Annotated in this window: 22 protein-coding genes; 5 read left to right on the top strand and 17 right to left on the bottom strand. The window is 64.6% G+C overall.

What is annotated here, in order from left to right; all coding sequences use genetic code 11:
• Positions 1 to 592: 592 nt before the first annotated feature.
• Positions 593 to 1489 carry a DMT family transporter gene (locus BRAD3257_RS21385; RefSeq protein ID WP_122403452.1) on the top strand — a complete coding sequence of 299 codons (897 nt, stop codon included), beginning with the start codon at positions 593 to 595 and terminating at the stop codon, positions 1487 to 1489.
• Between the two features lie 18 nt (positions 1490 to 1507).
• On the opposite strand, the gene BRAD3257_RS21380 is transcribed toward BRAD3257_RS21385, so the two are convergent.
• From BRAD3257_RS21380 to BRAD3257_RS21360, 5 genes are all read right to left on the bottom strand, one after another.
• Positions 1508 to 3307, bottom strand: a complete 1800-nt coding sequence (locus tag BRAD3257_RS21380; RefSeq protein ID WP_122403451.1) for a cache domain-containing protein — start codon at positions 3305 to 3307, stop codon at positions 1508 to 1510.
• A 7-nt stretch (positions 3308 to 3314) separates the two neighbouring features.
• A complete protein-coding gene (locus BRAD3257_RS21375) occupies positions 3315 to 4286 on the bottom strand; it encodes an ABC transporter substrate-binding protein (RefSeq protein WP_122403450.1) in 972 nt (323 codons plus the stop codon).
• Positions 4287 to 4664: 378 nt separating this feature from the next.
• Positions 4665 to 6923, bottom strand: a complete 2259-nt coding sequence (locus BRAD3257_RS21370; RefSeq protein WP_162500294.1) for a CHASE3 domain-containing protein — start codon at positions 6921 to 6923, stop codon at positions 4665 to 4667.
• Positions 6920 to 7339: a response regulator gene (locus tag BRAD3257_RS21365; RefSeq protein ID WP_122403449.1), complete on the bottom strand. Its 420-nt coding sequence runs from the start codon at positions 7337 to 7339 to the stop codon at positions 6920 to 6922. The genes BRAD3257_RS21370 and BRAD3257_RS21365 overlap by 4 nt, the downstream gene beginning before the upstream one ends.
• Before the next feature lie 257 nt (positions 7340 to 7596).
• A complete protein-coding gene (locus tag BRAD3257_RS21360; protein ID WP_162500293.1) occupies positions 7597 to 8310 on the bottom strand; it encodes a BA14K family protein in 714 nt (237 codons plus the stop codon).
• A gap of 242 nt (positions 8311 to 8552) precedes the next feature.
• Here BRAD3257_RS21360 and BRAD3257_RS21355 point away from each other — a divergent pair, with 242 nt between their 5' ends.
• The gene (locus BRAD3257_RS21355) at positions 8553 to 8960 is read left to right on the top strand and encodes an NADH:ubiquinone oxidoreductase subunit NDUFA12 (protein ID WP_122403447.1); all 408 of its coding nucleotides are present in this window, start codon (positions 8553 to 8555) and stop codon (positions 8958 to 8960) included.
• 522 nt (positions 8961 to 9482) lie between these two features.
• On the opposite strand, the gene BRAD3257_RS21350 is transcribed toward BRAD3257_RS21355, so the two are convergent.
• Positions 9483 to 10169: a DJ-1/PfpI family protein gene (locus BRAD3257_RS21350; RefSeq protein WP_122406694.1), complete on the bottom strand. Its 687-nt coding sequence runs from the start codon at positions 10167 to 10169 to the stop codon at positions 9483 to 9485.
• Positions 10170 to 10277: 108 nt separating this feature from the next.
• Here BRAD3257_RS21350 and BRAD3257_RS21345 point away from each other — a divergent pair, with 108 nt between their 5' ends.
• The gene (locus tag BRAD3257_RS21345) at positions 10278 to 11216 is read left to right on the top strand and encodes a GlxA family transcriptional regulator (RefSeq protein WP_122406693.1); all 939 of its coding nucleotides are present in this window, start codon (positions 10278 to 10280) and stop codon (positions 11214 to 11216) included.
• 17 nt (positions 11217 to 11233) lie between these two features.
• Here BRAD3257_RS21345 and bla read toward each other — a convergent pair whose 3' ends face one another.
• A complete protein-coding gene (bla, locus tag BRAD3257_RS21340) occupies positions 11234 to 12118 on the bottom strand; it encodes a class A beta-lactamase (RefSeq protein WP_122403446.1) in 885 nt (294 codons plus the stop codon).
• A 99-nt stretch (positions 12119 to 12217) separates the two neighbouring features.
• Here bla and BRAD3257_RS21335 point away from each other — a divergent pair, with 99 nt between their 5' ends.
• Positions 12218 to 13120 carry a LysR family transcriptional regulator gene (locus BRAD3257_RS21335; RefSeq protein ID WP_407192357.1) on the top strand — a complete coding sequence of 301 codons (903 nt, stop codon included), beginning with the start codon at positions 12218 to 12220 and terminating at the stop codon, positions 13118 to 13120.
• Positions 13121 to 13167: 47 nt separating this feature from the next.
• Here the strand turns inward: BRAD3257_RS21335 and BRAD3257_RS21330 are convergent, their stop codons facing one another.
• On the bottom strand, positions 13168 to 14172 hold the full coding sequence (locus tag BRAD3257_RS21330) for a Na+-dependent transporter (RefSeq protein ID WP_122403445.1): 1005 nt from the start codon (positions 14170 to 14172) through the stop codon (positions 13168 to 13170).
• 216 nt (positions 14173 to 14388) lie between these two features.
• On the opposite strand from BRAD3257_RS21330, the gene BRAD3257_RS21325 reads away from it, so the two are divergent.
• Complete coding sequence (locus tag BRAD3257_RS21325; protein WP_122406691.1) at positions 14389 to 15390, top strand: DUF2155 domain-containing protein; 1002 nt, start codon at positions 14389 to 14391, stop codon at positions 15388 to 15390.
• Between the two features lie 14 nt (positions 15391 to 15404).
• Here the strand turns inward: BRAD3257_RS21325 and aat are convergent, their stop codons facing one another.
• The 9 genes from aat to BRAD3257_RS21280 all read right to left on the bottom strand — a co-directional run bounded on the left by aat (position 15405) and on the right by BRAD3257_RS21280 (position 23745).
• Positions 15405 to 16085, bottom strand: a complete 681-nt coding sequence (gene aat / locus BRAD3257_RS21320) for a leucyl/phenylalanyl-tRNA--protein transferase (protein ID WP_122403444.1) — start codon at positions 16083 to 16085, stop codon at positions 15405 to 15407.
• A gap of 59 nt (positions 16086 to 16144) precedes the next feature.
• The gene (locus BRAD3257_RS21315) at positions 16145 to 17248 is read right to left on the bottom strand and encodes a sensor histidine kinase (RefSeq protein WP_122403443.1); all 1104 of its coding nucleotides are present in this window, start codon (positions 17246 to 17248) and stop codon (positions 16145 to 16147) included.
• On the bottom strand, positions 17245 to 17685 hold the full coding sequence (locus BRAD3257_RS21310) for a response regulator (RefSeq protein ID WP_122403442.1): 441 nt from the start codon (positions 17683 to 17685) through the stop codon (positions 17245 to 17247). The genes BRAD3257_RS21315 and BRAD3257_RS21310 overlap by 4 nt, the downstream gene beginning before the upstream one ends.
• A gap of 5 nt (positions 17686 to 17690) precedes the next feature.
• Entirely contained in the window at positions 17691 to 19208 is a 1518-nt protein-coding gene (locus tag BRAD3257_RS21305; RefSeq protein WP_122403441.1) for a sensor histidine kinase, read from the bottom strand.
• Positions 19209 to 19314: 106 nt separating this feature from the next.
• Positions 19315 to 20667 carry an acetyl-CoA carboxylase biotin carboxylase subunit gene (accC, locus tag BRAD3257_RS21300; protein ID WP_122403440.1) on the bottom strand — a complete coding sequence of 451 codons (1353 nt, stop codon included), beginning with the start codon at positions 20665 to 20667 and terminating at the stop codon, positions 19315 to 19317.
• 81 nt (positions 20668 to 20748) lie between these two features.
• Positions 20749 to 21243 (bottom strand): acetyl-CoA carboxylase biotin carboxyl carrier protein, encoded by a 495-nt coding sequence (gene accB, locus BRAD3257_RS21295; RefSeq protein ID WP_122403439.1) that lies wholly within the window; start codon positions 21241 to 21243, stop codon positions 20749 to 20751.
• 35 nt (positions 21244 to 21278) lie between these two features.
• The gene (gene aroQ, locus BRAD3257_RS21290) at positions 21279 to 21746 is read right to left on the bottom strand and encodes a type II 3-dehydroquinate dehydratase (RefSeq protein ID WP_122403438.1); all 468 of its coding nucleotides are present in this window, start codon (positions 21744 to 21746) and stop codon (positions 21279 to 21281) included.
• A 224-nt stretch (positions 21747 to 21970) separates the two neighbouring features.
• Positions 21971 to 22762, bottom strand: coding sequence for a DUF1236 domain-containing protein (locus BRAD3257_RS21285; protein WP_122403437.1), 792 nt, complete (start codon positions 22760 to 22762; stop codon positions 21971 to 21973).
• A gap of 215 nt (positions 22763 to 22977) precedes the next feature.
• Positions 22978 to 23745 carry a DsbA family protein gene (locus tag BRAD3257_RS21280; RefSeq protein ID WP_122403436.1) on the bottom strand — a complete coding sequence of 256 codons (768 nt, stop codon included), beginning with the start codon at positions 23743 to 23745 and terminating at the stop codon, positions 22978 to 22980.
• Between the last annotated feature and the right edge of the window lie 14 nt (positions 23746 to 23759).

Below are 23759 nucleotides of genomic sequence, written 5' to 3'. Positions count from 1 at the left end.
CCGGCACGTCCACACCCATCCGCCCCCAAGGGGATGTGCGCGACATGCGTTCAACGCCCCACTGTCACAACGTCTACCGATGCCATCCGAACCCGTTGCCGGCCCGTTCTGGCGCCCGAAGAGTCCGCCTTTCGAGGGCAGACAAGCCCTCATTCCGCAGCCTTTGGCTGGCTGGCGGAGTGCCGATTTGCGAGACCCTTTGGGGGAGTGCCGGCGGGACGCAAACTCACTCGCGCCGAACGGACCGAAAGCTAGGACTCTCCGTTGCGCCCGTCAAGAACTAGTGCGAATTCCTGAATCAAATACTAAATATGGTGGATTGCGGGGGATAACAGGGGGCTTCGCCGCGCCTGTTGTGGGGCCAAGTATCAGTGAGTCCTCAGGGATTCCCAACCGAAAAAATTTGCATCCCGTGGCGATGCGGGCCCTTCATCCCGCTGTTCACAGGGCAGGTATATTTTTCGGGACCGGGATTGCGTCAGCGGGACTCACGTAGCCCTACGGAAGGTGAGAGCAGGCATGCCCGCCGAGGTGGTGGTTTGGGGGGCGAATCCGGGCCAAGCTGACCTTCAGATTTTGCCGGATTACCCCCATGCATGATTCGACCCGCCGGGATGCGCGGCCGCGCATCGCCCCGGCCGGCTTGATGTTCCTTGCGATCACCTCGATCGGCTGGGGCTTCAATTGGCCGGTGACGAAATTCCTGCTCGCCGAGCTGCCGCCGCTGACCTTGCGCGGGGTCACCGGCGTGCTCGGGGCGGTGCTGCTGGCGCTGCTCGCGGTGACGCGCCGGCAGAGCCTGAAGGTGGAGCCTGCGATCTGGCCGCGCCTGTTGACCGCGGCGGTGCTCAACGTCACCGGCTGGATGGTGCTGATGGGCCTCGCGCTGCTCTGGCTGCCGGCGAGCGAGGCGGCGCTGATCGCCTACACCATGCCGGTCTGGGCCTCGATCATCGCCTGGCCGGTGCTGGGCGAGCGGCCGACGGTGTTGCGCACGCTGGGGCTGGTGCTGGCCTTTGCCGGCCTTGCCACCATCATGGGCGGCAATGGCATCGCCGCCAGCGCGGAGAAGGCGCCTGGCATCATCATGGCGCTCGCCGGCGCGCTCGGCTTTGCCGTCGGCACGGTCTTCTCGAAGAAGTACCCGATCCGTCTGCCGCCGATCACCGCTGCGGCCTGGCAGATCGGGATCGGCTGCCTGCCGATCTCGATCGTCGGCCTCCTGGTCGAGACCACGCATCTGGACAAGGTGACGCCGCTTGGCTGGTGGCTGCTGATCTATTCGACCGTGGTGCAGTTCTGCATCGCCTATGTCAGCTGGTTCGCCGCGCTGGCGCGCCTGCCGGCCTCGGTCGCCGCGATCGGCACCATGGCGGTGCCTGTCATCGGCGTCGTCGCCTCCGCGATCGCGCTCGGCGAGCCGCTCGGGGCAGGGCAGATCGCGGCACTGATCTTCACGCTGGCCGCGGTGGTGCTGGCGACGCGATAGGTGTCCGGAGCCGGGCTATCAGTGGTCCTGAGGCTCTTTCTCTCGCCCGCGTTGTGCCGAGCCCGGCGGTTTCAACGGCAGGTCAGCAGGTGCGACAGCAAAGACTTCGAGAGCCTGGTCGTAGCCTTTGATGGTCCGCTGTCCGAGCGATGCCAACGGAACGCTATCCCTTACCTTTCCGGCGATCGTGGGATCAGCCAGGATCTGCGCGTCCTTCGCGAGATTGCAGAGCCGCGATGCCAAATTCACCACGGCTCCCATCGCCGTGTAGTCCAGCCGACCGTCATAACCAACCGTTCCTACCGTGGCCGGTCCCATGGCAACGCCCACACCAAAGCCGATGGCGTGGCCGGCGTCACACCATTTGCCGGCAAGGGACTGCACCGTCATTTGCAGGTCGATCGCGAGTCGGACCGCTTGATTTGCCGGCTGTTCGCATGCGATCGGGGCATTGACCAGGAGCATGACGCCGTCGCCATCAAAGCCGATGAGCGTTGCCTCGTGACGAGTCGTCACGGCGCCGACGGCCTCGTAGTACTCTCGCATGACGGCCATGATGACGTCGGGTTCATTGCGCGTGGAGAACGCCGTAAAGCCGCGCAAGTCGCCGAAAATGACAGCCACTTCACGTCGCTGTCCTTCGAGCAGTTCATGAGAATGCTCGACCAATTCGGCAACCTGTGACGGCAGGAACTGCTTCAGCCGTTCGATCCGCGCAGATTTCTGCTGTGAGATCGCCAGTTCAGAAGCCATTTCGTTGAAGCGCAACGCCAGTTGCTGCAACTCGTCACCGCTGAAGATCTTGATGCGATGCTCGAATTGTCCGGTTCTGATCCGCTCCACGCCCTCTTCCAGTTGCTTGATCGGGCCGGACATTCTGTGTGCGCGCCAATAGGCGAGCGCCAGCGCGATGAGAACACCAAAGGCAATGAGCATCGAGGAGCGCCACAAGGCCGCGCGAATTGATGCAAAGGCTTCCGAGGTTGGCTGCATCGCGATCACCGTCCATCCCACATCGGCGGCCGGAACGGATAGAGCCACCACCGGGTTGCCGCGCTCCCCGGTTATCACCGCCGCTCCGCTCGCCGCGCCAACGAGATGCTTGATCCGGCCAAAACTGCCCGAGCTGGCGCGGCCGCGCAGAACCCGACTGATATCGGGATGTGCGATCAGATGACCGGAATCATCGACAACTATGGCGTAGCCGTTCTCGCCAATTCTGATGGCTGCGATGACATCCCAGATCAGCTTGAGATTGACCTCGGCGATCGCAACCCCCGCGGCAGGCAGGCTCCCGGCAACCGCGACCCTCATATAGGGCTCTGAATCTCGCTGGTACTGAACCGGTCCGTACCAGACTTTGTTGCCGCGTGCGCCCAGAACAGCGGGATCCGTAGACATATCAATGCCGCGCCCGGTCCTGTTCAGAAGCAGCCTGGAAACAAAGACCCTCTCGCTGCCGGTCTCATCCAGAAGCGAAACCGACATGATTGCAGGCACCTGCTGGAGGAGGCGCAAGGCATCGATCTTATGTTGGGCATCGTCTCCGGCGGACCAGGGAAGCTGTACCATCCAACCCAGCTGATCTCGGATGCCGTCGGTGAACGCCTCGATCCTGTCGGACGCCGCGCGAGCATCGGCCTGCAGCACCGCGCTGATCTGGCGGCGCTGGTCTCGGTAACCGAAAGAAGCCTCGATCGCCGCGCCGAGTATCAGAGGCACGACCGCGGCGACAAACAACGTCGCGAAGTACTTGCAGAACAGCGAACGACGCGGAGGCATCGTGCACGAAGAGGAGTCCGCAGCACCGTCCGTCATGACTATCTCAGGAGATCACCTTGCTGGCGCGGAACAGGATCGACGACACATCCAGCTCGATCCCCAGAAGCCTGGCTGTCTTCAGATTGAATGCCAGTTCAAACTTGTCGGGACGCATCACCGGAAGATCTGACGGATCTTCACCGCGCAGGATGCGATCGGCATAAGTGGCAAGCCGAAAATAGGTCGTGCGCTGGTTTGCGCCGTAACTTAGGAGACCTCCAGCGTCACAATATTCAGACCAGCCAAACATCGAAGGCAGCCGGTGCGCGATTGCAAGCTCCGCAATCCTCGCACGATGCACCAGCGTCACAGCATCGGGAAACACGAGGAGAGCATCCGCGTCCACGTTGCCGGCAGCCATCAACCCATTCTCGATTTCGCGAGCGCCAGAGAACGGAACGTAGGCTGCCTCAATGCCAAGATTTCGGCACGACTCCAAAGTCGCACGCCATTCCAGTGGCTCTCCCGGATGATCCGTGTTCGAGAAGACCGCCAGTTTTCGGAGCTTTGGATAAAGGTCCTTGAGCAGCTCAACGCGCTTTCCTGCCAGCTCGAGCGACAGGAATGTACTGCCGGTGAAATTGGTGCCGGGGTGAGCAAGGCTCTTCACCACGCCCAGAGCGACGGGGTCACCGCTCAATGCAAACAGCACGGGGACGTCGGTGATTGCAGTCATGACGCGTGTCGCCGGACCGCTCGAGACCACAAGATCGACATCCCCTCGGTGCAACTCGGAGACGATCTTGCGCAGTGCCTGCGGATTTTCAGGGGCATAATGCGTCTCGAGGGTTACGTTCGTGCCCTCGACGTATCCCAGCGCGCGCATTCCCTCGCGAAAGCCGTCCAGGAAGGGGTCCGGTCCGGACTGAGTCGAGACCCAGAAGATACGATGCAGCTTGGCTCCGCCCTCCGCCCGTGCGATCGCAGGCCAGACCAGTCCTCCACCCATCAACAAGAGGAACTCTCGTCGTTTCATGCGAGCACCTGTCGAAGCTGCGCCGTCAATTCCGGCCGCAGACCAAGATCCTGGCTGTGCATCTGGTGACTGCGCTCGGGATCGCGCTCCGCCAGCGGACTGTCGCGACACCCGGCTCCAACATTTGTCGCCGAGAGCATGCAGCAGGTTGGGCCGGGTGGAACGATTTGTCCTTGAGATGCGCTTCATTTTTGCTTGAGACCAGCCCGATCGGGATCAAAACGGCCTTACTCGTTGCATAACGCGGTGTCGGAACACCTCCGGCGCGGATCCGGGCGAGCTACGGCGTCCCAAGAGGACAATTGGAACTCACATCCTGAGCCAGGGCCCTCAACCTCATAGATCGTGTGACTGCCGCGCGCCTTCGCAGTTCACGCGCTAGCTCGCCGCCATCCCGCCGCCGTTCAGCGCTTTGCGGATCATCTCGGCGAGCTGGTTTCTCCGATAGGGCTTGGTTAGCAGCAGCACGCCGTCATCCAGCTTGCCGTGATGGACGATGGCATTGTCGGTGTAGCCGGAGGTGTACAGCACTTTCACACCCGGCCGGCGCCTTGCCACCTCTTCGGCGAGCTCGCGTCCGCTCATCCCGCCTGGGATGACGACGTCGGTGAACAGCAGATCGAACGTCTGGCCGGCCTCGATCAATTCCAGCGCGGCTTTGCCGTCGGGGGCGGCCACCGTCTTGTAGCCGAGGCTCTGGAGCTGCGCCGTGACGAAGTTGCGCACCAAGGGGTCGTCCTCGACCACGAAAATGGTCTCGGCGCCGCCTTCGGCCTGCGGCGCGACACTGGCTGCCACGTCCGCGTCGCCTTCGCCCGGCGGCAGATAGAGCTTGATCGTGGTGCCGTGGCCTTCCTCGCTGTAAATCTTGGTGTGGCCGCCGGACTGCTTGACGAAGCCGTAAACCATGGAGAGGCCGAGGCCAGATCCCTTGCCGACCTCCTTGGTGGTGAAGAAGGGCTCGAACGCCTTCTGCTGGACGTCGAGGGGCATGCCGGTGCCGGTGTCGCTGACCGCGAGCATCACGTAAGGGCCGGGCCGAACCTCCGCATTGGCCTGCGCATAGGCTTCGTCCAGCACCACGCGGTGGGTCTCCAGCAACAGCTTGCCGCCGTTCGGCATGGCGTCGCGCGCGTTGATCGCCATGTTGAGCACGGCATTGGTGAGCCGGGACGGATCGATATGCGTCGTCATCGGCCCCTGTTCCAGCACGGTCTCGATCTGGATCTGCTCGCCGAGGGTGGGGCGCAGAAGCTTTGCGATGTCTGATATCGCGGCGTTGATGTCGACGTTGCGCGGCTCGAGCGGCTGCTTGCGCGCAAATGCCAGCAGATGCTGGATCAGCTCGGCGCAACGCTCGGCGGCATCGTCGATCAGCCGTGCCGTGCGCTGAAGCTCGGGTTGGCCCTTCAGGCTCTCCACCAGCGTCTCGGTATTGCCGGAGATGACCGTCAGCATGTTGTTGAAGTCGTGCGCGACGCCGCCGGTCAGCTTGCCGATCGCATCCAGCTTCTGCGACTGGTAAAGCTGCCGCTCGGTTTCGCGCGAGGTCGTCGCATCGTGATAGACCAGCACCGCGCCGGAGATGTTGCCTTGCCCGTCCCGCATCGGCCGGCCGCTGATCATGAGATGACGAGGAGGATTGCCGCTGTGCGGGCGGACGATCATCTCCAGCTCTTCGAACTGCTCGCCCCGCAGCACGCGCGTCGACGGCAGCTCGTCGGCCTCGAGCGGCGTGACGCCGTCGCCGTGAAACACATCGGACAGCGCGCGCAGATTGTTCAAATTCATGCCGGTGCGATGCACCAGGATGCGCTCGGCGGCGGGATTGGACAGAAGGACATTGCCCTCGACGTCGATGACCAGCACCGCCTCCGCCATGCTGCGAAACGTGCTCTGGAGCACGTTGATCGACAGCCGCAGCTCGTCATGCGCGGTGACCAGATGCTCGGTGCGCTCGGCCACCGCCGCCTCGAGCGCCACCTTGGCGGCTTGTGTCTGCTCGAGCGAGCTCTGCAGCTCCCCCGTGGCGCGCCGGCTTTCGCGCATCACCAGCGCGACCAGCAGCAGGATCAGCACGGCGCCGGCGACGTCGATACCGAGCAGCACGATGCCGGTGCGGCGCGAATCCTGGGAGCGCGCGTTGAGCAGGCGTTCTTCCTCGGCGCTCAGATGGTCGAGATTGCCCATCACCGTGTCCATGAGGCCGCGGCCCTCGGCCTTGCTGTTGAGCGCGGCGATGCCGGCCTGGTCGTTCTCGGCGCGCAGGCGCATCGCTGCGGCGGCGATGTCGATCCGGCGCAGCGCCAGCGGCTCGGCGCCCTCCAGCAGCGCGACGTGATCGGGATTGTCGCGCACGTCGCGCTTGAGGTCGGCGAGGGCCGGCGCGATCCTGCCCTGCACCGCCTGGAACTCATCGCCGAAGGCCGGAGTGCGATAGAGCTCGTAGCCGCGCGCGGCGCTCTCGGCCCGGCGCAGCAGCACGCGCAGATCGGAGATCTTCTTCTGCACCTGGACGATATGATTGACCCACGCCGCGTCGGACCGCGACTTGACGTCGAGGGCAATCGAGGCCGCGGTGATGATCAGGAGGATGGCAAGTCCAGCACCGAGAATGACGCGCTGCGTTGGAATCAAGGGGCTTCTTTCTTGTCCTTCTGTGCGCTCCCGCTTCCGCCGGTGAGGCATTCCTGGATCGTGGTCAGCAGCGCTTCCGGCGTGAACGGCTTGCGCAGGCAGCGCGTTGCGCCGAGTTCAAGCGCCATGCGGAGAAAATCGGGAGAGGGCAAGGCGGATGAGGCGAAGGCGTAGCCCGACATCGCGATCAGCGGAGTGGTCGGGGCACGCTCGTGAAAGATCCGGATGGATTCGAAGCCGCGCATGTGCGGCATGAAGATGTCAACCAGCATCGCGTCGAAGGTCTGCGATTCCAGCGCAGCCAGTCCTGTTTCGCCGCCGTCGGTCAGCGTGACGTCGAAGCCCTGACGTTGGAGGAGGACTTCGATGGTCGCGCCGACCATCGGATCGTCATCAACCACGAGAATACGCGGCATGACACTTCCCAGGTGATCGAAGTCTCCACTGTGGTTTGTGATATCCGCGAATCGCGAGTCGGGTCAATTTGGGATTGGATCGTATAGGATATGCACGGTTCGGTGCATAAAGGTCCATTTGCATCGAATTGTATTTATTCCTTTCACGCGCTGGTATGAGCCGAAACGATGAGGAACACGCCGATTGCGAAAAAGGCGCCGCATCGCTGCGACGCCTTCTGCCTCACGCCTGGGCAATTTGTTTCTTGGCGTCCTGCTTACGGGCAAGGATGCCGCAGGCCGTCGTAGCCGAGATAGGTGCCCGAGGCCGGGTCGTACGATTTGTAGCGCTGCGCGCAATAGGCAGCGGAGTCGCCGCCGCTGTCCGGTACCACCGCAACCGTCGGCTCGTCATAATAGCTGTCGTAGTAGTAGGGATCGTCATAATAGCCGTACCCGCCGCCGTAGTAAGCGTAGGAGCCGAGGCCACCGATCGCGGCGCCAGCCGCGAAGCCCGGCCAGAAGCCGCCGCCACCATGGCGATGATGCCAGCGTCCGCCATTCCAGTTATTTCCGCCGCTCCAGTTGCCGCTGCGGCCCTGCCAGGTGCCGCCGGCGGCTGCGAAGTTGCGCGCCGCACCGCCGGTAAAGGACGTGCCGCCGCTCGGACGGACCGCTGGGCCCGCCGCGAAACTTCCGCCGCTCGGACGCATCGCTGCGCCAGCCGTGAAACTGCCGCCGCTTGGACGCATTGCGGCGCCGCCTCCGAAATTGCCGCCGCCACCATGGAAGGCCGCGCCGCCGCCGCCACCCATCCGCGCACCGCCACCGAAGCCGCCGCCACCGACGTGAGCACCGCCGCCACCGCCGCCGACATGGGCACCGCCGCCGCCTCCGCCCAATGCGGGACGATTCTGGGCAAAGCTCGGCGTCGCCAACGGAAGAACCAGCGCCACCGCCGCGGCGGCACTCAAGAATTTCAGACTGTTCATGGTTAAACTCCTTTCCCGGAAAGCAAACCCTACGAAAGCGCCGGGGTTCCTGGGATCACGCCGGTTTGCGCGCGAATGGAGCCTCGGACCCTGCTGCTGTACCGGGCATGAATGAATCGCGTCCGCTTTGCGGCAGAGGCGTGCGCGGCAGGCGGATTTGAAGGGGCACCGATACGCCTGCCGAACTGGACATTTCGCTGCCCGGATGGCATCAGGGCCCGACGAAGCAGGGCCCTTGCCGCATGAAACAATTCTTCCTCAAATTCTTCACCTGGTGGAATGGCCAGACTTTTGGCACCCAGCTCTGGACCAAGCGGTACGGAGAGCTGGTCGGCCAGGACGAGCAGGGCAACCGTTACTACCGCACCCGTGGCGGGGCGATCGATCCGGCGCTCGGCTTCGAGCGGCGTTGGGTGATTTATAACGGCTATGCTGAGGCGAGCCGGATTCCGCCGTCCTGGCACGGCTGGATCCATCACGTCGTCGACGCTCCGCCGACCGAGATCAACTACCAGCCGCGCGAGTGGGAAAAGCCGCACCAGCCGAATCTCACCGGCACGGCGAAGGCCTATCGTCCCTCCGGCTCGACGCTTGCCAGCGGCCGGCGTCCGAAGGCGACCGGCGATTACCAGCCCTGGACACCCGGCTAGTCTTTCGGCCCAGCTGCGAACCGCCACCGTCCGAAGCGGATGCAGGATGCATCCGCGCCGCTGTGGACAACGGGAACAGCGGGGATGTCGCTTGCGCGGGCGTTGCACCGGCGCGGGCGATGCGGCTCAATGATCCCCATCTTACGGAGATGGGAGACCATCGCGTTCGGTTCGGGCAACAGCTCGCGACTGTCCCGAAATGCAGCGGCCGCCGAGGAAGGACTCGATCGGGAGATAGGCCCCCGGTCTGGAAGCGCCGAAATCGCCCGATGTGAATGTGCAGCCGCCGTAAGGCAGGAAAGGCCGCTTGGGAAACCGAGCGGCCTTTTTCTGCTGGAGACCAGCACGAAGCTCAACGAGCCCCGGACGCAGTGCAGTGCTTCCCCGAAGATGCGAAGCATCGTCGGCGGTGCGCCGCAGAGCCGGGGCCCATGATGGACCGCGTGGCCGTCCACATATGGGTCCCCGGCTCGGCGCCGCACCGCTGCGCGCTGCGGCGCGTCCGGGACACGAGATCGGAATTTAGTTCACCCGCTCCGCAGCCCGCTTCACCGCCTCGAGCCGCCGCGCCTGGTTTTGCGCGCCGCGCTCCCGCAGCAGCGCCAGCACTTCAGCGGACGCGGTGTCGGGTGAGCCCGAATTGAAAGGCGGAGCCGGATTGTACTCCATCTGGAGCTGGATCGCTTCCGCCGTGGTGCGGTTGACCAGGATCGACACCAGCGTCAGTGCGAAGTCGATGCCGGCCGTGACGCCGCCGCCGGTGATGCGGTTGCGATCGATGCAGACGCGTGTCTTGGTCGGTATCGCGCCGAACTGGGCGAGCATCTCCATCGCGCTCCAATGGGTGGCGGCGCGGTAGCCCTTCAAGAGACCGGCGGCGCCGAGCGCCAGCGATCCCGTGCAGACCGAGGTGACGTATTTGGCGCCGCCGGCCTGCCTGCGCAGGAAGTCGAGCACCTCCTCGTCGTCGAGCAGGTCGTTGGTGCCGCTGCCGCCGGGCACGCAGACAACGTCGAGTTGAGGGCAGTCCGCAAACGTCGTGGTCGGCGTCAGCGTCATCACGGAATCGCTTGGCACCGGCTCGATCCGCTTCCAGATCAGGTGCAGTTTTGCGTCCGGAACCATTGCGAACACCTGCAAGGGGCCGGTGAAGTCGAGCTGGGTGACGCGTGGGAACACCACCAGGCCAATCTGGAGCGGTGACGACATCGGCAGATCCTCCAATAACGAGCTTGACGCCGGCAGGATGGCATGATGCCCTCTTGTCCGAAATGGCATAATTCCCTCGCTTTCGGACATACCATGACGGCTTGGCCCATGATCGGCATTCTGATCTTCCCGGATTTCCAATTGCTCGATGCGGCAGGCCCGATCTCGGCGTTCGAGATCGCAGCCCGCTGCATCGGCAAGCCACCTCTCATTCGCGTGTTGGCGGCAAAGCCCGGACTTGTGCGCAGTTCGTCCGGCGTCGAGATGATGGCGCGTGACTTCAAATCGGCGAACGCGATCACGACGCTGGTCGTGGCGGGCGGCACGGGCGTCGCGGACGCCGCGCGCTGTGAGGTCACGCGGGCTTGCGTGCAGCGGCTCGCAAAGCGTGGCATGCGGGTCGCGAGCGTCTGCTCCGGTGCCTATGTGCTGGCCGAAGCAGGCTTGCTCGACGGCCGCCGCGCCACCACGCATTGGGGGCGGACGCGCGAATTCGTCGCCCGCTATCCGAGGATCAAATTCGAGCCGGACCGGATTTTCACCCGCGACGGCAATGTGTGGACGTCGGCAGGCATCTCCGCCGGCATCGATCTCGCGCTCGCGATGATCACCGAGGACCACGGCGAGGAGATCGCGCAACAGACCGCGCGCCAGCTCGTGCTCTACCACCGCCGCAGCGGCGGCCAGTCGCAATTCTCATCGCTCTTGGAGCTGAAGACGCCGAACGGCCGCTTCGGTACACTGTTGTCCTGGGCGCGCGAAAATCTCGACGCGCCGCTCTCGGTGGAGGATCTCGCCGATCGCGCCGGCATGAGCGCCCGGCATTTTGCGCGCGCCTTTGCCGCCGAGACCGGCACGACGCCCTCCAAGGCGGTCGAGCGGCTCAGGCTCGAAGTGGCGCGCGAACGCGTGCAGTCCTCGCGCGAGGCGATCGAGCGCGTTGCGGAAACCACCGGATTCCGCGACCCCGAACGGATGCGGCGCGCCTTCATCCGCGCCTTCGGCCAGCCGCCGCAGGCACTGCGGCGGGCGGCGCGGGCTGGGTAGGGCGGGAAACACGATTGTCAGCTAAAACCCTTGGCGACTGCCCGGCCGACAGATGCGATCACATCGTTTCGTCCACCGGAATCGAGCGATGCGCCGGTGAGATAGACCGCAATGATGAGAGGCGAATGCTCGGGCGGCCACACGATGGCGACATCATTGGTGGTGCCGTGTTCACCGGCTCCCGTCTTGTCGCCAACGCGCCAGCTTTGCGGCAGGCCCGCGCGTAAACGAGTATCCCCGGTCTTGTTGGCGATGAGCCATTTGCCGAGTTGATCGCGCCCCTCCGGGAGGAGGACGTCACCAAGCAGCAAGCGCCTGAAATTTGCGGCCATCGCATTCGGCGTTGTGGTGTCGCGGGGATCGCCGGGCGCGGCTTCGTTCAGTTCGGTTTCTGTGCGATCCAATCTTGTCAGGATGTCGCCAAGGCTCCGCGCAAAGCTGGTCAACCCGGCGGGGCCACCGATGTTTTTCAAAAGCGCATTTCCGGCCGTGTTGTCGCTCCTGGTTATGGCGGCATCGCAGAGTTCACGGAGCGTCATTCCTTCTCCGCCCACGTGCTCGCGCGTGATGGGCGAGTTCTCGACGATGTCGGCCTGCTCGATCCGAACGCGCCGTTCGAGACGTTCCGGCCTGCTGCCGGCGTCTTTGAGTATTGCTGCCGCCGCAAGAACCTTGAATGTGCTGCACATGGGAAAGCGTTCGTCCCCCCTGTAATGGATGGGAACGCCCGTCGCCGTGTCGAGCACGGAGACGCCGAGCCGGCCGCCGCTCTTCAGTTCCAATTGTTTGATGGCTTCAATGAGCGCCGCAGTTTCGCCTGACGCAGCGCCCGAGACATTTGGCAGGAAGAGACTTCCCGCAACCGCAAGCGCTGATGAGCCGAATTGACGTCGTGTGAGCATCGAGACCTCCCGTAGATTGCGAGGAGTTTTTGCGTCTGGCTTCAGAAATTGACAAACGATGCTTCGTGAGGCCATCCATAAGTAAAACTTGGATCAAACGTGGCCCGCCGCCCTGCCAAAATTTCCAATCTGCCCCTGAACGCGCTCCGCTCCTTCGAAGCGGCCGCGCGTCATCTCAGCTTCACCAAGGCCGGTCTCGAACTGCGGGTGTCGCAGGCTGCCGTGAGCCAGCAGGTGCGGACTTTGGAAGAGAGTCTGGGCGTCAAGCTTTTCAAGCGGCTGACCCGCGGCCTTGCTCTCACGGAAGAAGGCGAGGCGCTTCAGCCTGTCATCTCCAGCGCCTTCGGCCAGATCAACCAGGTCCTGGATCGCTTCGAGAACGGTCGGATGCGCGAAAGTCTGGCGATCGGTGTGGTCGGCACGTTCGCTTCCGGTTGGCTGCTTCCGCGCATGGGGAGATTCACCTCGAGCCATCCGCATATCGACGTCAGGATCTTTGCGAACAACAACCGCGTGGACCTCGGCGGCGAAGGACTGGACTACGCCATTCGATTTGGCGATGGCGCGTGGCACGGAACGAACGCCGAGCGCCTGGTCGAGGCGCATTTCACGCCGATGTGCGCGCCTGTTGTCGCCAAGCGCCTTAAAGATCCAGTCGATCTCCACAAGGAGGTGCTGTTGCGCTCGTATCGCCCGGGCGAGTGGGCGCACTGGTTCGAGGTGGCAAAATGCAGGCAACCGCGGATGACTGGCCCGACCTTCGACTCGTCGGTCTCCCTGGCGCATGCGGCAGCTCAAGGCGCGGGAGTCGCACTATTGCCGGTCGTCTTGTTTGCGGACGATCTGTCGCGCAAGCGGCTGGTTTGTCCCTATGACCACGAAGTGTTTCTGGGATCTTACTGGCTCACGTCCCTGAAATCCAAAAGGCTTTCGCATGCGATGACAGCGTTCCGCGACTGGATATTGGCGGAATGCAAGAAGAAGAGACCGCGCAATCCGTGAGGCTTACGGGTCTGTGGAGGCTTCCAGCAGGGCGACGATGCAGGGACTCATATAACGCTGCCTGGAGCCACCGCGGTGTCGCTTACGCGCGCCGTCAATCGCCGTGCGATCGGCGTCAGTAGATAGGGCGCAAGATGAATCGGAAACTGCGTCAGCGCGAAATAGAGCCAGGTCGTCGCCGGCAGCGCGCCAGCGGTGGCAGCCAGCATCAGCCCGAGATTGCGCTGTGACACCATCAGGCCGATGGCGAAGGCGCGCTCGGTTCCGACGCGGCGGAAGATCAGCGTCGTCGCGGCGAGCAGGGCAAAATAGACAGCAAAGGCGAGCAGCGCGACGGCGATCGTGAACAGCGGGTCGGCGACGAGATCGCTGGCGACATCGCCCATCACCGCGGAGGCGAATACCAAGAGGATGATGATGTTGAGGCCGTCGATCGGCTGCTTGTGGCGCTGGATCGCATCCGTGCCGAAGACCCGGCGGATAACCGTCGCAACGAGCAGCGACGCGGCGAGGATGCCGAGCAGCTTGAGGCCGAGTGTGGCCGGCGAGATGCTGAGCATGCCGCCGAGGAAGAGGCCCGCGAACAGCGAAGCGGTGAAGGGCACGAGTGCGGTCGAGGTCACCAGCGTCACGAGCACCAGCGTGGCATCGAGGCCCATCAGCGCGGCAAGGGCCGGCGCGGCCATCATCGGCGAGGCCATGCCCTGGAGCATCAGCGCGAGAGCAAGGCCCGGGGAACTCGTGGTGAGCCCGGTCGCGTAGGCCGCGAGGGCGACGATCAGCGGCACGCCGATCGTGGTCCAGGCCGTGGCGGCCCCGACCAGCGCCGGCCGGCGCAGATGTCCGTACAGCGCCACGAGATCGACGCGCATGAAGGAGATGCAGAGCAGAAGAAAGATCGCCTCGGTGACGTAGGGACGCAGCAGCGTACCGAGCGGCGGCACCGCGACTGCGATGAAGGCGATGGCCGCCACCGCGCGGGTGCCCTGGCCGCCGAGCCATGTCAGCCCGCACAGGGGAAGGGCAAGGAGAGTTCGGAGGCGGTCGGGCATCTCAGTTATTCAGCAGGGTGTTGGCGATGGCCGGCAGGCCCCCGGAATGGGCCTCCAACTATCCCATCCGGGGCGGGCCTGGCCAGACCGCGTCGGGAAGGGCTGGATGTCGCCCTTTCCCCGCCGTATTCGGCGTGTTAACCGGAGGGCCTGCGAGCGGCGGTATCCCCTGTAGAATGTTCCAACAAGCCCGATTCGCTGTTGAAGCCGCGCGAGATGTTCAAAACCTTTTCCCTGACCGGTCTTGCGGCGCTTTTGGCCGCCACCGCGCTGACGGCTGCGACGCCGGCTCAGGCGCAGATCGGCACGATCTTCTCCGATCCGCCGCCGCTGCGGCCACCCGGCAATATTCCGCGTGGCCAGCCCCAGCCGCAGCCGATCCCCGAGGACGACGAAGAAGTGCCCGAGCTGCCGCCGCAGGGCCGCGTGCTGCCGTCGCGCCCGATGCCGCCGCCTCCGGGGCGGCAGGGCAATATCATGCCTGGGCCGGTCGAGACCCAGCCCCTGGCGCCGCCGCCGGGGTCGACCCTCGCGCCACCGAACCAGCCGCCCTCCGCCGCGATCGCTCCGCCCAGTCCGCAAGGCGCTCCGGGTGCGCCCGGTCAGCGCCAGCCCCAGCAGAAGGGCGGGCCGGGTGGCGCGGTCCCGCAGACGCCGGCGAGCCTGCAGCCGGGTGACGAGGTCGTGACCGAGCCGCCGGCGCAGAAGATCGTGAACAAGAAGGCGACCTTCTCCGGTCTCGACAAGATCACCGGACGCATCATCAATTTCGACGAGGAGATCGGCGAGACCGTCCAGTTCGGCGCGCTCAGGGTCAAGACCGACGCCTGCTACACGCGGCCCGCGACGGAGGCTGCCAACACCGACGCCTTCGTCGAGGTCGACGAGATCACCTTGCAGGGCGAGGTGAAGCGCATCTTCTCGGGCTGGATGTACGCGGCAAGCCCGGGCCTGCACGGCGTCGAGCATCCGATCTACGACATCTGGCTGACCGACTGCAAAGAGCCGCAGCAGACCATCGCGACCGCGGCACCGGATCCGGCCGCGGCAAAGCCGCCGCCACCTCCGCCGGCGCAGAAGAAGGCCGCGCCCAAGCAGGTGCAGCAGCGGCCGCCGCAGCCGCTGCCACCGATCCAGCAGCAGCAACCGGCACCGCCGCCCCCTCCGCCGCCGGAGCAGCGGCCGGGCCTGTTCGGCATCCCCGGGTTTGGCCGCTAGAGCCTCGCTATCGATTATTGCCGCGAGGCGATGATCTCGAGCGCGCGCGCGCCAGGGATGGCTTCGCCGGCGGAGAGCCTCAGGAAATCGCCGGGTTCGCCCGCCAGCGCCTTGTCGAGCAGCGCCGTATAGCGTCGCCGCGAAATCTCGACCGCGCCGAAGCTCTTCAGGTGCTCGGTGACATATTGCGTGTCGAGCAGCTCGAAGCCGCCATGGATGAGCCGCGCGACCAGATGCACCAGCGCGACCTTCGAGGCATCGCGCGCGGTGTGGAACATGCTCTCGCCGAAGAAGGCTCGTCCGAGGCTCACGCCGTACAGCCCGCCGACGAGGTCGTCACCCTGCCAGGCTTCGACGCTATGGCAATGGCCAAGCTCGAAGAGGCCACCATAGAGGTCGCGGATGCGCTTGTTGATCCAGGTATCCTCACGTCCTACTTGCGGCGCCGCGCAGCCGGCGATGGTTGCCTTGAACGCGGTGTTGACGGTGACGCGGAACGTATCCGACCGCACGGTGCGCGCGAGCCGTGAGGCGACGCGGAAGCCGTCGAGCGGGATGACGCCGCGCAACTCCGGCTCGACCCAGAACAGGGTCGGATCGTCAGCGCTTTCCGCCATCGGAAAGATGCCGCAGGCATAAGCGCGCAGCAGCACGGCCGGGGTGATTTCAGACGGGGCGGAGTCGCGCGAAGTCATGGCTTGCCATCTTAGCAGGATCGCATTGCGGTTGCGACGGGTGCCGGCCGGTCGCGAGGTCAGCTCGCGGCGGCGGTGCTGGTCTTGCCGGGGGCTGCGGGCATGCGGCCGAACTTCAGCACGATCCGGGTTCCGGGATGCGCGGGGTCGCGTTCGACCGAGGCGTCGAGCTTTGAGGCCATGGCCGCGACGATGCGCTGGCCCATGCCGGTGGAGCGCGGATCGGCCTTGACGTTGTCGCCGACGCCATTGTCGGCGATCGAGAGCAGGAGATCGTCTCCTTGCGAGATCAGCTCGACATGAATCGGGCCGGCGCCATCGGGATAGGCGTATTTCACCGCGTTCATCACCAGCTCGTTGACGATGATGCCGACGGCGACCGCACGGTCGGGATCGATCTCGATCGGCTCGGCCTTCAGGGTCAGACGCGACATCCGGTCGCCTTCGGCCGAGCGGCGGAGATCCTCGAGCAGCGAGTCCAGATACTGATTGAGGACCACGCTCTTCAGGTCCTGCGAGGTGTAGAGGCGTCGGTGCACCTGCGCGACCGCGGCGACGCGGCCCATCGCATTGGTCAGCGCCGCCTTGACCTCCTCCTGCGCGGCGGAGCTTGCCTGAAGGTGCAGCAGCGAGGCAATGATCTGGAGGGAGTTGCCGACACGATGGTTGACCTCGCGCAACAAGAGCTCGCGTTCGGCGGCGAGCGCCGCGTAGCGGTCGCGCGAGGCGTGGATCTCGGCCTCGGCTTCATCGCGTGCCCGCTGCAACTCGGCCTGGCGCAGCGCGCCTTCGGCGGCGACGTGGAGCAGCGGGATGAAGTCGCCCCTGACGTCCTTCACCAGATAGTCGGCCGCCCCCGCCTTGAGCGCGGTCACCGCGATGCTGGAATCCTGCGATGCGGTGACGAACACCACCGGCGGTGCGTTCGGGATCGCCATGATCTGCTCGAGGGTCTCCAGCCCGTCGAGGCCCGGCATGTACTGATCGAGTGCCACGACATCGATGCCGCCTTCGGCGCTGGCGCGGCGGATGCGCTCGAGACCTTCCTCGCCGCTCGCGGCATGGACGACCTTGTAGCCGCGCCGCGTCAGGCCACGGTCGACCAGGCGCGCCAGCGCGTCGTCATCGTCGATGTAGAGCAGTGTCGGCATTCTCTGGTTCATGTGGCGGCGGGCGGGACCTGGATGACCGAGAAGAACAGCCCGAGCTGCCGGATGGCATTGGCGAAATTCTCGTAGTTGACGGGCTTGGTGATGTAGACGTTGCAGCCGAGCTCGTAGCAGCGCTTGATTTCCTGGGAATCGTCGGTGGTGGTGAGCACCACCACGGGCGAGGCCTTCAAATATTTGTTTTCCTTGATCTGCTTCAGGATGTCGATCCCGATCATGTCGGGCAGGTTGAGGTCGAGCAGGATCAAGAGCGCATTGCCCTTCTGCACGAGCCCGCTGCCGTCGGCGCCGAACAGGTGCCGCATGGCGTCGCTGCCGGTGGCGAACGCGACGATCTCGTTGTTGACGCCGGACCTTCGGATGTTGCGCTCGATCAGGCGTGCGTGGCCCTCGTCGTCCTCGATCATGATGATGGTGACAGGCTGGGTCATCGATCTCAGTTCCGGTTGCTCACGTTCCAGGCGATCGGCAGCGTGATCGTGAAGGTGCTGCCCGCGTTCAGTTCCGAGGATACGGACATGGTACCGCCGAGGCGACGCACAAGAGCACGTACATGCGCAAGACCGATGCCCTGGCCGGGCTTGTCCTGGGTTCCCGCGCGGCGGAACAGGTCGAATATGCGCTGATGATCCTTCGGATCGATCCCGCGGCCGTTGTCGCTGATCTCGAAGATAGCGTAACCGAGCTTGGTCCGACCGCGGATTCTGATCTCACCGGGCAGGCCGGGCTTGAGATATTTGATCGCGTTGTCGATCAGGTTGGAAAAGATCTGCTCGAGGGCAAGACGGTCGCTCACGAGGTTCGGCAGCGGCTCGAGGTGGATCTCGGCTTGCGCCTCGGCCGCCTGGTGCGCCAGCGTCGAGACGATGGCCTCGATCAGCTCCCGCGTGTCGATCTTCGCCGGCTGAAATTCGCGCCGGCCCTCGCGCGTGAGGTTGAGGATGGCCGAGATCAGCCGGTCCATCTTGGCGATCGACGTCTTGATGAAGCCGAGCGCTTCGGAGAAATCCTCCGAGAGCTGCTTGTCGGCGCCTTCGAGCACGATCTCGCCGGGAGCGCCGGGAGCCAGCGACGACCCATCGGCGGAGACGTGGGTGAGATCGCCGATCCGGCGGAAGATGTCGCCGCCGAGCTCCTCGAGCTCGCTGGTGAAGCCCATGATGTTGACGAGCGGCGAGCGCAGATCGTGGCTGACGATATAGGCAAAGCGCTGAATCTCGTCGTTGGCTTCGCGCAGGTCCGCGGTGCGCTCGTCGACGACGGCTTCCAGGTTGACGTTGGCGTCGCGCAGGCGGGCTTCGGCCTCGTCGCGCACGCGCGCCGAGCGCCGCACCAGCCAGATCGAGATCATCGCCAGCAGCACGACGAGGCCGGAGCCGATCCCGGTCATCGACGCGGAGAGGGTCTGGCTGCGGTCGGAATTTGCCGTTCGGAGCCGGAACAACCGCTCCTCCTCGCGGATCATGGCGTTGGCCATGTTGCTGATCGTGGTCGTGGTGTTGCCGGCGGCGGCCTCGCGGATCAGCGCCGTGGCCCTGTCGGGCTGACCCTGCTTCACGAAGGTCATCTCGCGCGAGAACTGGTCGAGCCGGATCTCGATGGCTGCTCTCAGCTTTTCAATGTTCTCGCGTTGCGCCGGATCGTTGCTGATCTGACGCGTGAGCTTGTCGAGCGCCGGAACGATCGCCGCGACGGCCTTCTCATGATCTGACAGGAAGTCCGGCCCCTGCGTCAGGAGAAAGCCGCGAGCGCTGCTCTCGGCACGCCGGACCTCGAGCAGCAGGGCGTTGATCTGGCTCTCCACCTCGATGGTGTGAACCACCCATTTACTGTCTTCCCGGGCCTTGTTGACGAGGTAGACGGAGCCGGCGCTGATAACGGTCAGCACCAAAAGGCCCGCCGAAAGCAGCAGGATCTGCCAAAATGTGCGCCGTCGGTGGGCTTCAGCCCTCACGGCGATCGACCTGTCGACGTTCGGTGGAGTTCAAAACGCCCCCTTGGAACTGTCCCCGCCGAGAACGCGATCAGGGCCAAAGGGTTCCAAAAGGAGCAGGATTATCTCAGGCTGGCTTCGTCTTGCCGGCGAGATATTGTTCCAGCCAGTGGATGTGGTAGTCGCCGTCGATGATGTCGTCTTCGCGCACCAGCGCACGGAAGAGCGGCAGCGTGGTCTCGATGCCTTCGACCACCATCTCGTCCAGTGCCCGGCGCAGCCGCATCAGGCATTCGGCCCGGGTCTTGCCGTGCACGATCAGCTTGCCGACGAGGGAATCGTAATAGGGCGGGATCGTGTACCCCTGGTAGACGGCGGAATCGATCCGGACGCCGAGGCCGCCGGGCGGATGATATTGCAGGATCCGGCCGGGCGAGGGGCGGAAGGTCTGCGGATTCTCGGCGTTGATGCGGCACTCGATGGCGTGGCCGATGACCTGGACTTCGTCCTGCTTGGCCGGCAGATCGCCGCCGGCGGCGATGCGGATCTGCTCCAGCACAAGGTCGATGTCGGTGATGCTCTCGGTGACCGGATGCTCCACCTGGATGCGGGTGTTCATCTCGATGAAATAGAATTCACCGTCCTCGTACAGGAATTCGATGGTGCCGACGCCGAGATACTTCATCTCGCGCATCGCTTTCGCGCAGGTCTCGCCGATCTTGGCCCGCGCGGCGGCGGCGAGGACCGGCGAGGGGCCTTCCTCCCAGACCTTCTGGTGGCGGCGTTGCAGCGAGCAGTCGCGTTCGCCGAGATGGATGGCGCCGCCACGGCCGTCGCCGAGGATCTGGATCTCGATATGGCGCGGCTTCTGGAGGTACTTTTCCAGATAGACGGAGGCGTCGCCAAAGGCGGATTTGGCCTCGTTGGCCGCCGTCGAAAGCGCCAGCTGGAGGTCGGCCTCGCTGTGCGCGACCTTCATGCCGCGGCCGCCGCCGCCTGCCGCCGCCTTCACCAGCACCGGAAAGCCGATCTTCTTGGCGATCGCCATCGCGTCGTCATCGGGACCAACCGCACCGTCGGAGCCGGGCACCACGGGGATGCCGAGCCGCTTGGCGGTTTTCTTGGCCTCGATCTTGTCGCCCATCAGGCGGATGTGCTCGGCCTTCGGGCCGATGAAATGCAGATTGTGCTCGGCGAGGATTTCCGCAAAGCGCGCGTTTTCGGAGAGGAAGCCGTAGCCGGGATGCACGGCATCAGCGCCGGTGATCTCGCAGGCCGCGAGCAGCGCGGGCACGTTGAGATAGCTGTCCTTGGACGCCGGCGGCCCGATGCAGACGCTCTCGTCCGACAGCCGCACATGCATGGCGTCGGCGTCGGCAGTGGAGTGCACGGCGACGGTCGCGATCCCGAGCTCCTTGCAGGCCCTGAGGATGCGAAGGGCGATCTCGCCGCGATTGGCTATGAGGATCTTGTCGAACATGGTGCCTCAGGGGGCGAATGGGGAATAGCGAATGGCGAACAGGGCAGAGTAGCTATTCGCTACTCGCCATTCGCCACTCCCTCACTCAATGATGACCAGCGGCTCGCCGTACTCGACCGGCTGGCCGTCCTCGACCAGGATCTGCGTCACCGTGCCGGCGCGCGGCGAGGGGATCTGGTTCATCGTCTTCATGGCCTCGATGATCAGCAGCGTCTGGCCGACCGAGACCTTGGTGCCGACGTCGATGAACGGCTTTGCGCCAGGCTCCGGCGCCCAATAGGCGGTGCCGACCATCGGCGAGGTCACGGCGCCGGGATGCTTCGACAGATCGGCCGCGGCAGGGGCGGGCGCAGCGGCGCTCGCTGCCACCGGCACGGCGGCGGAAGCGGCTGCGACCGGCATCGGCATGGTCGCGGCAACGCTGATGTTGCGGGCGACGCGCAGGCGCAGGCCGGCCCGTTCGATCTCGATCTCGGTGAGGCTGGTCTCATCGAGCAGCAAGGCAAGCTCGCGAACGAGCGCGGAATCCTCGCTGGAAAACTTTGCGGCTGCTTTGTCGTCTGGCTGGCGCGCCATGTTGTTTGATCCGAATGTTCTGTTGGAAGGGAGCGTCAGGCGTTGGGCTTGATGCCGAGCTTGGCGGCAAGGCCCTGGATGGCGAGGCGATAGCCCTCGATGCCGAAACCGCAGAGCGAGGCGAACGCCGCGCGTGCGGTGTAGGAATGGTGACGAAAACTTTCGCGGGCGTGGATGTTGGTCACATGCACCTCGACCGTCGGAATCTGCACCGCGAGCAGCGCGTCGTGCAGCGCGATGGAGGTGTGGGAATAGCCGCCGGCATTGATGATGATGCCCTTCATCTTGCGCCGGTGCGCTTCGTGGATGAAGTCGATCAGTTCGCCTTCGCGGTTGGACTGCCGGCAGTCAGCCTTGAGACCAAAGGTCGCGGCCGTGTCGCGGCATAGCGCCTCGACGTCAGCCAGCGTGGCGTGGCCATACTTTTCCGGCTCGCGCGTCCCCAGCATGTTGAGGTTCGGCCCGTTCAGGACGAGGATCGTGTCGGTTGCAGGTTCGGCCATTCCAATCCCGGAAGAGGTGCTTCGGCGTGGCGGGTTATAGGTAACAAAGCGCGTGAGGGGAAGCCTTGAAGGGCCTCAGGGGCGGGTTCAAGCACCTCATCCAGTGCGCAAATACCTGTGCGGAAACTACGGAAATTGCTTGTTAACCAGTCCGAAGCATGGCTGCCGGCCGAACGCAAAGGGGCGGGCATCGCTGCCCGCCCCGAGATTGCCGGTGTCCGGCCTTAGGCGTTCAGGACAGCCACGATCTCGTAGGTGTCCGGATTGACGATCACGATCTCATCGCGGATCAGGACGTACTTGTAGGTCCGCCACTCCGGATAGATCGTCACGACCTTCGACGGCAGGGCGTGAAGGGTAATGCCCTCACGCGGGATGCGAGTGCCGACCGAGATCGAGAAGTTTACGTTCGTCACCGGGGCGACGTGCTCCTCGCGGATCACGGACGTGATCTGGGTCCGCTGCTCGGTCGAAAGCTTGGCAGCGGCGCCGGCCTGGCCGGTCGTCTGCGACCGCTCGGTCCCGGTCTGGGTCTGGGTCTGAGTCTGGGAACCCTGGTGACCAGGCGCATTCATGCCGCTGCGGTCTTCCTGACCTTGGGCCTTCATGTCCTTGCTGCCCTTGGTCTCGGTTTCCCTGCTCATGCTGCCCTTGGACTTCTCGTCGCTCCGCGGGCTCTGGCCGACCGTCGACGACTTCTCCGACTGCGTCGACTTCTCACGCATCGCACCCGGCTGGTCCTTGTTCATCTTGTCGGACTGAGTCGATTTGTCATGAGCGCTCGGCTGATCCTTCATGCTGCCGGCCTGGCCGACCGTTCCCTTTTCATGCTTGTCTTGCTTGTCCATGGACTCTTGCTTGTTCATGGAGTCGCTGCGCTCGCCAGAAGGCTGCGTGCTGTGCTGGGTCTGCTGGCCACTCCCGTGGTCCTTGGTGCCGGTTCCTTGCGCATTGGCGAAACCGGTGCCGGCGATCAGCGCCAAAGCTGCAACCGAGACCAAAAAGCGATTAGTCATTTGAACCTCTCCTCACGTGATTTCTTTGCGTCATTGCCCGCGCCGACAACGAAAGGAGAGCGCGGTCGTTCCGAAATCCAGGAGGTTCCGGCGAGCTTTGTTTGCTGAACACCGGATGAACGGTCCCGCCCGACCGCGACAAACTGCGACGGTCCGAACCGCGCAAAAAAGAAGCCGGCTGTGAGCCGGCCTCCTTCAACGCAATGTCGCGTCGCTCAGCAAGTCGCTTTGCCGCAGCGGGCAACGCCGATCTTTTCCCTGAGGCCTTCCACGCCGATGGCACCGACGACGATCTGCTTGCCGATCACGTAGCTCGGCGTGCCATTCATGCCCATCGCTTCGGCAAGCTTGAAGTTCTCCTCGATGGTGGCGCGCACTTCGGGGCTGGCGATGTCCTTCTCGATTCTCGCGGTGTCGAGGCCGGCCTCCTTCGCCGCCTGCATGGCGCGGGCCTTGTCGGCGGCGCCGCGGCCGCCGAGCAGCTTCTGGTGGAAGTCGAGATATTTCTTGCCGGAGGGGTCCTGCATGCGCACGGCGACCGCGACCTGAGCCGCTTCGACCGAACCCTGGCTCAGCACCGGAAACTCCTTCAGCACCACCTTCAGCTTCGGATCGCTCTTCATGAGGTCGAGCATGTCACCCATGGCGCGTTTGCAGTAGCCGCAATTGTAGTCGAAGAACTCGACGAAGGTGACGTCGCCGTCCTTGTTGCCGAGCACGACCTGGCGCGGCGAGTTGAAGATCGCGTCGGCATTCTGCGCGATGCTGGCCTCGTGCTTCTGCGTTTCGGCCGCGGCCTGGCGCTTGCTGAGCTCGGCCATGGCCTCCTCGAGCACCTCGGGATGGCTGACGAGATAGCTCTTGATGATCGCCTCGATGTCGGTGCGCTGGCTGTCGGAGAAACCGTCGGCCGAGGCGGGCACGGCTGCGCCGAGCATGGCGAGCGCAAACAATGCGGGAGCAAGCAGGCGCAGCGAAGGCATAGGCAAATCCTCTT

Origin of the sequence: Bradyrhizobium vignae (assembly GCF_900324035.1) — a bacterium.
In the GTDB taxonomy this organism is placed as follows: domain Bacteria; phylum Pseudomonadota; class Alphaproteobacteria; order Rhizobiales; family Xanthobacteraceae; genus Bradyrhizobium; species Bradyrhizobium vignae.
This window is presented reverse-complemented; position numbering and strand designations above follow the sequence as displayed.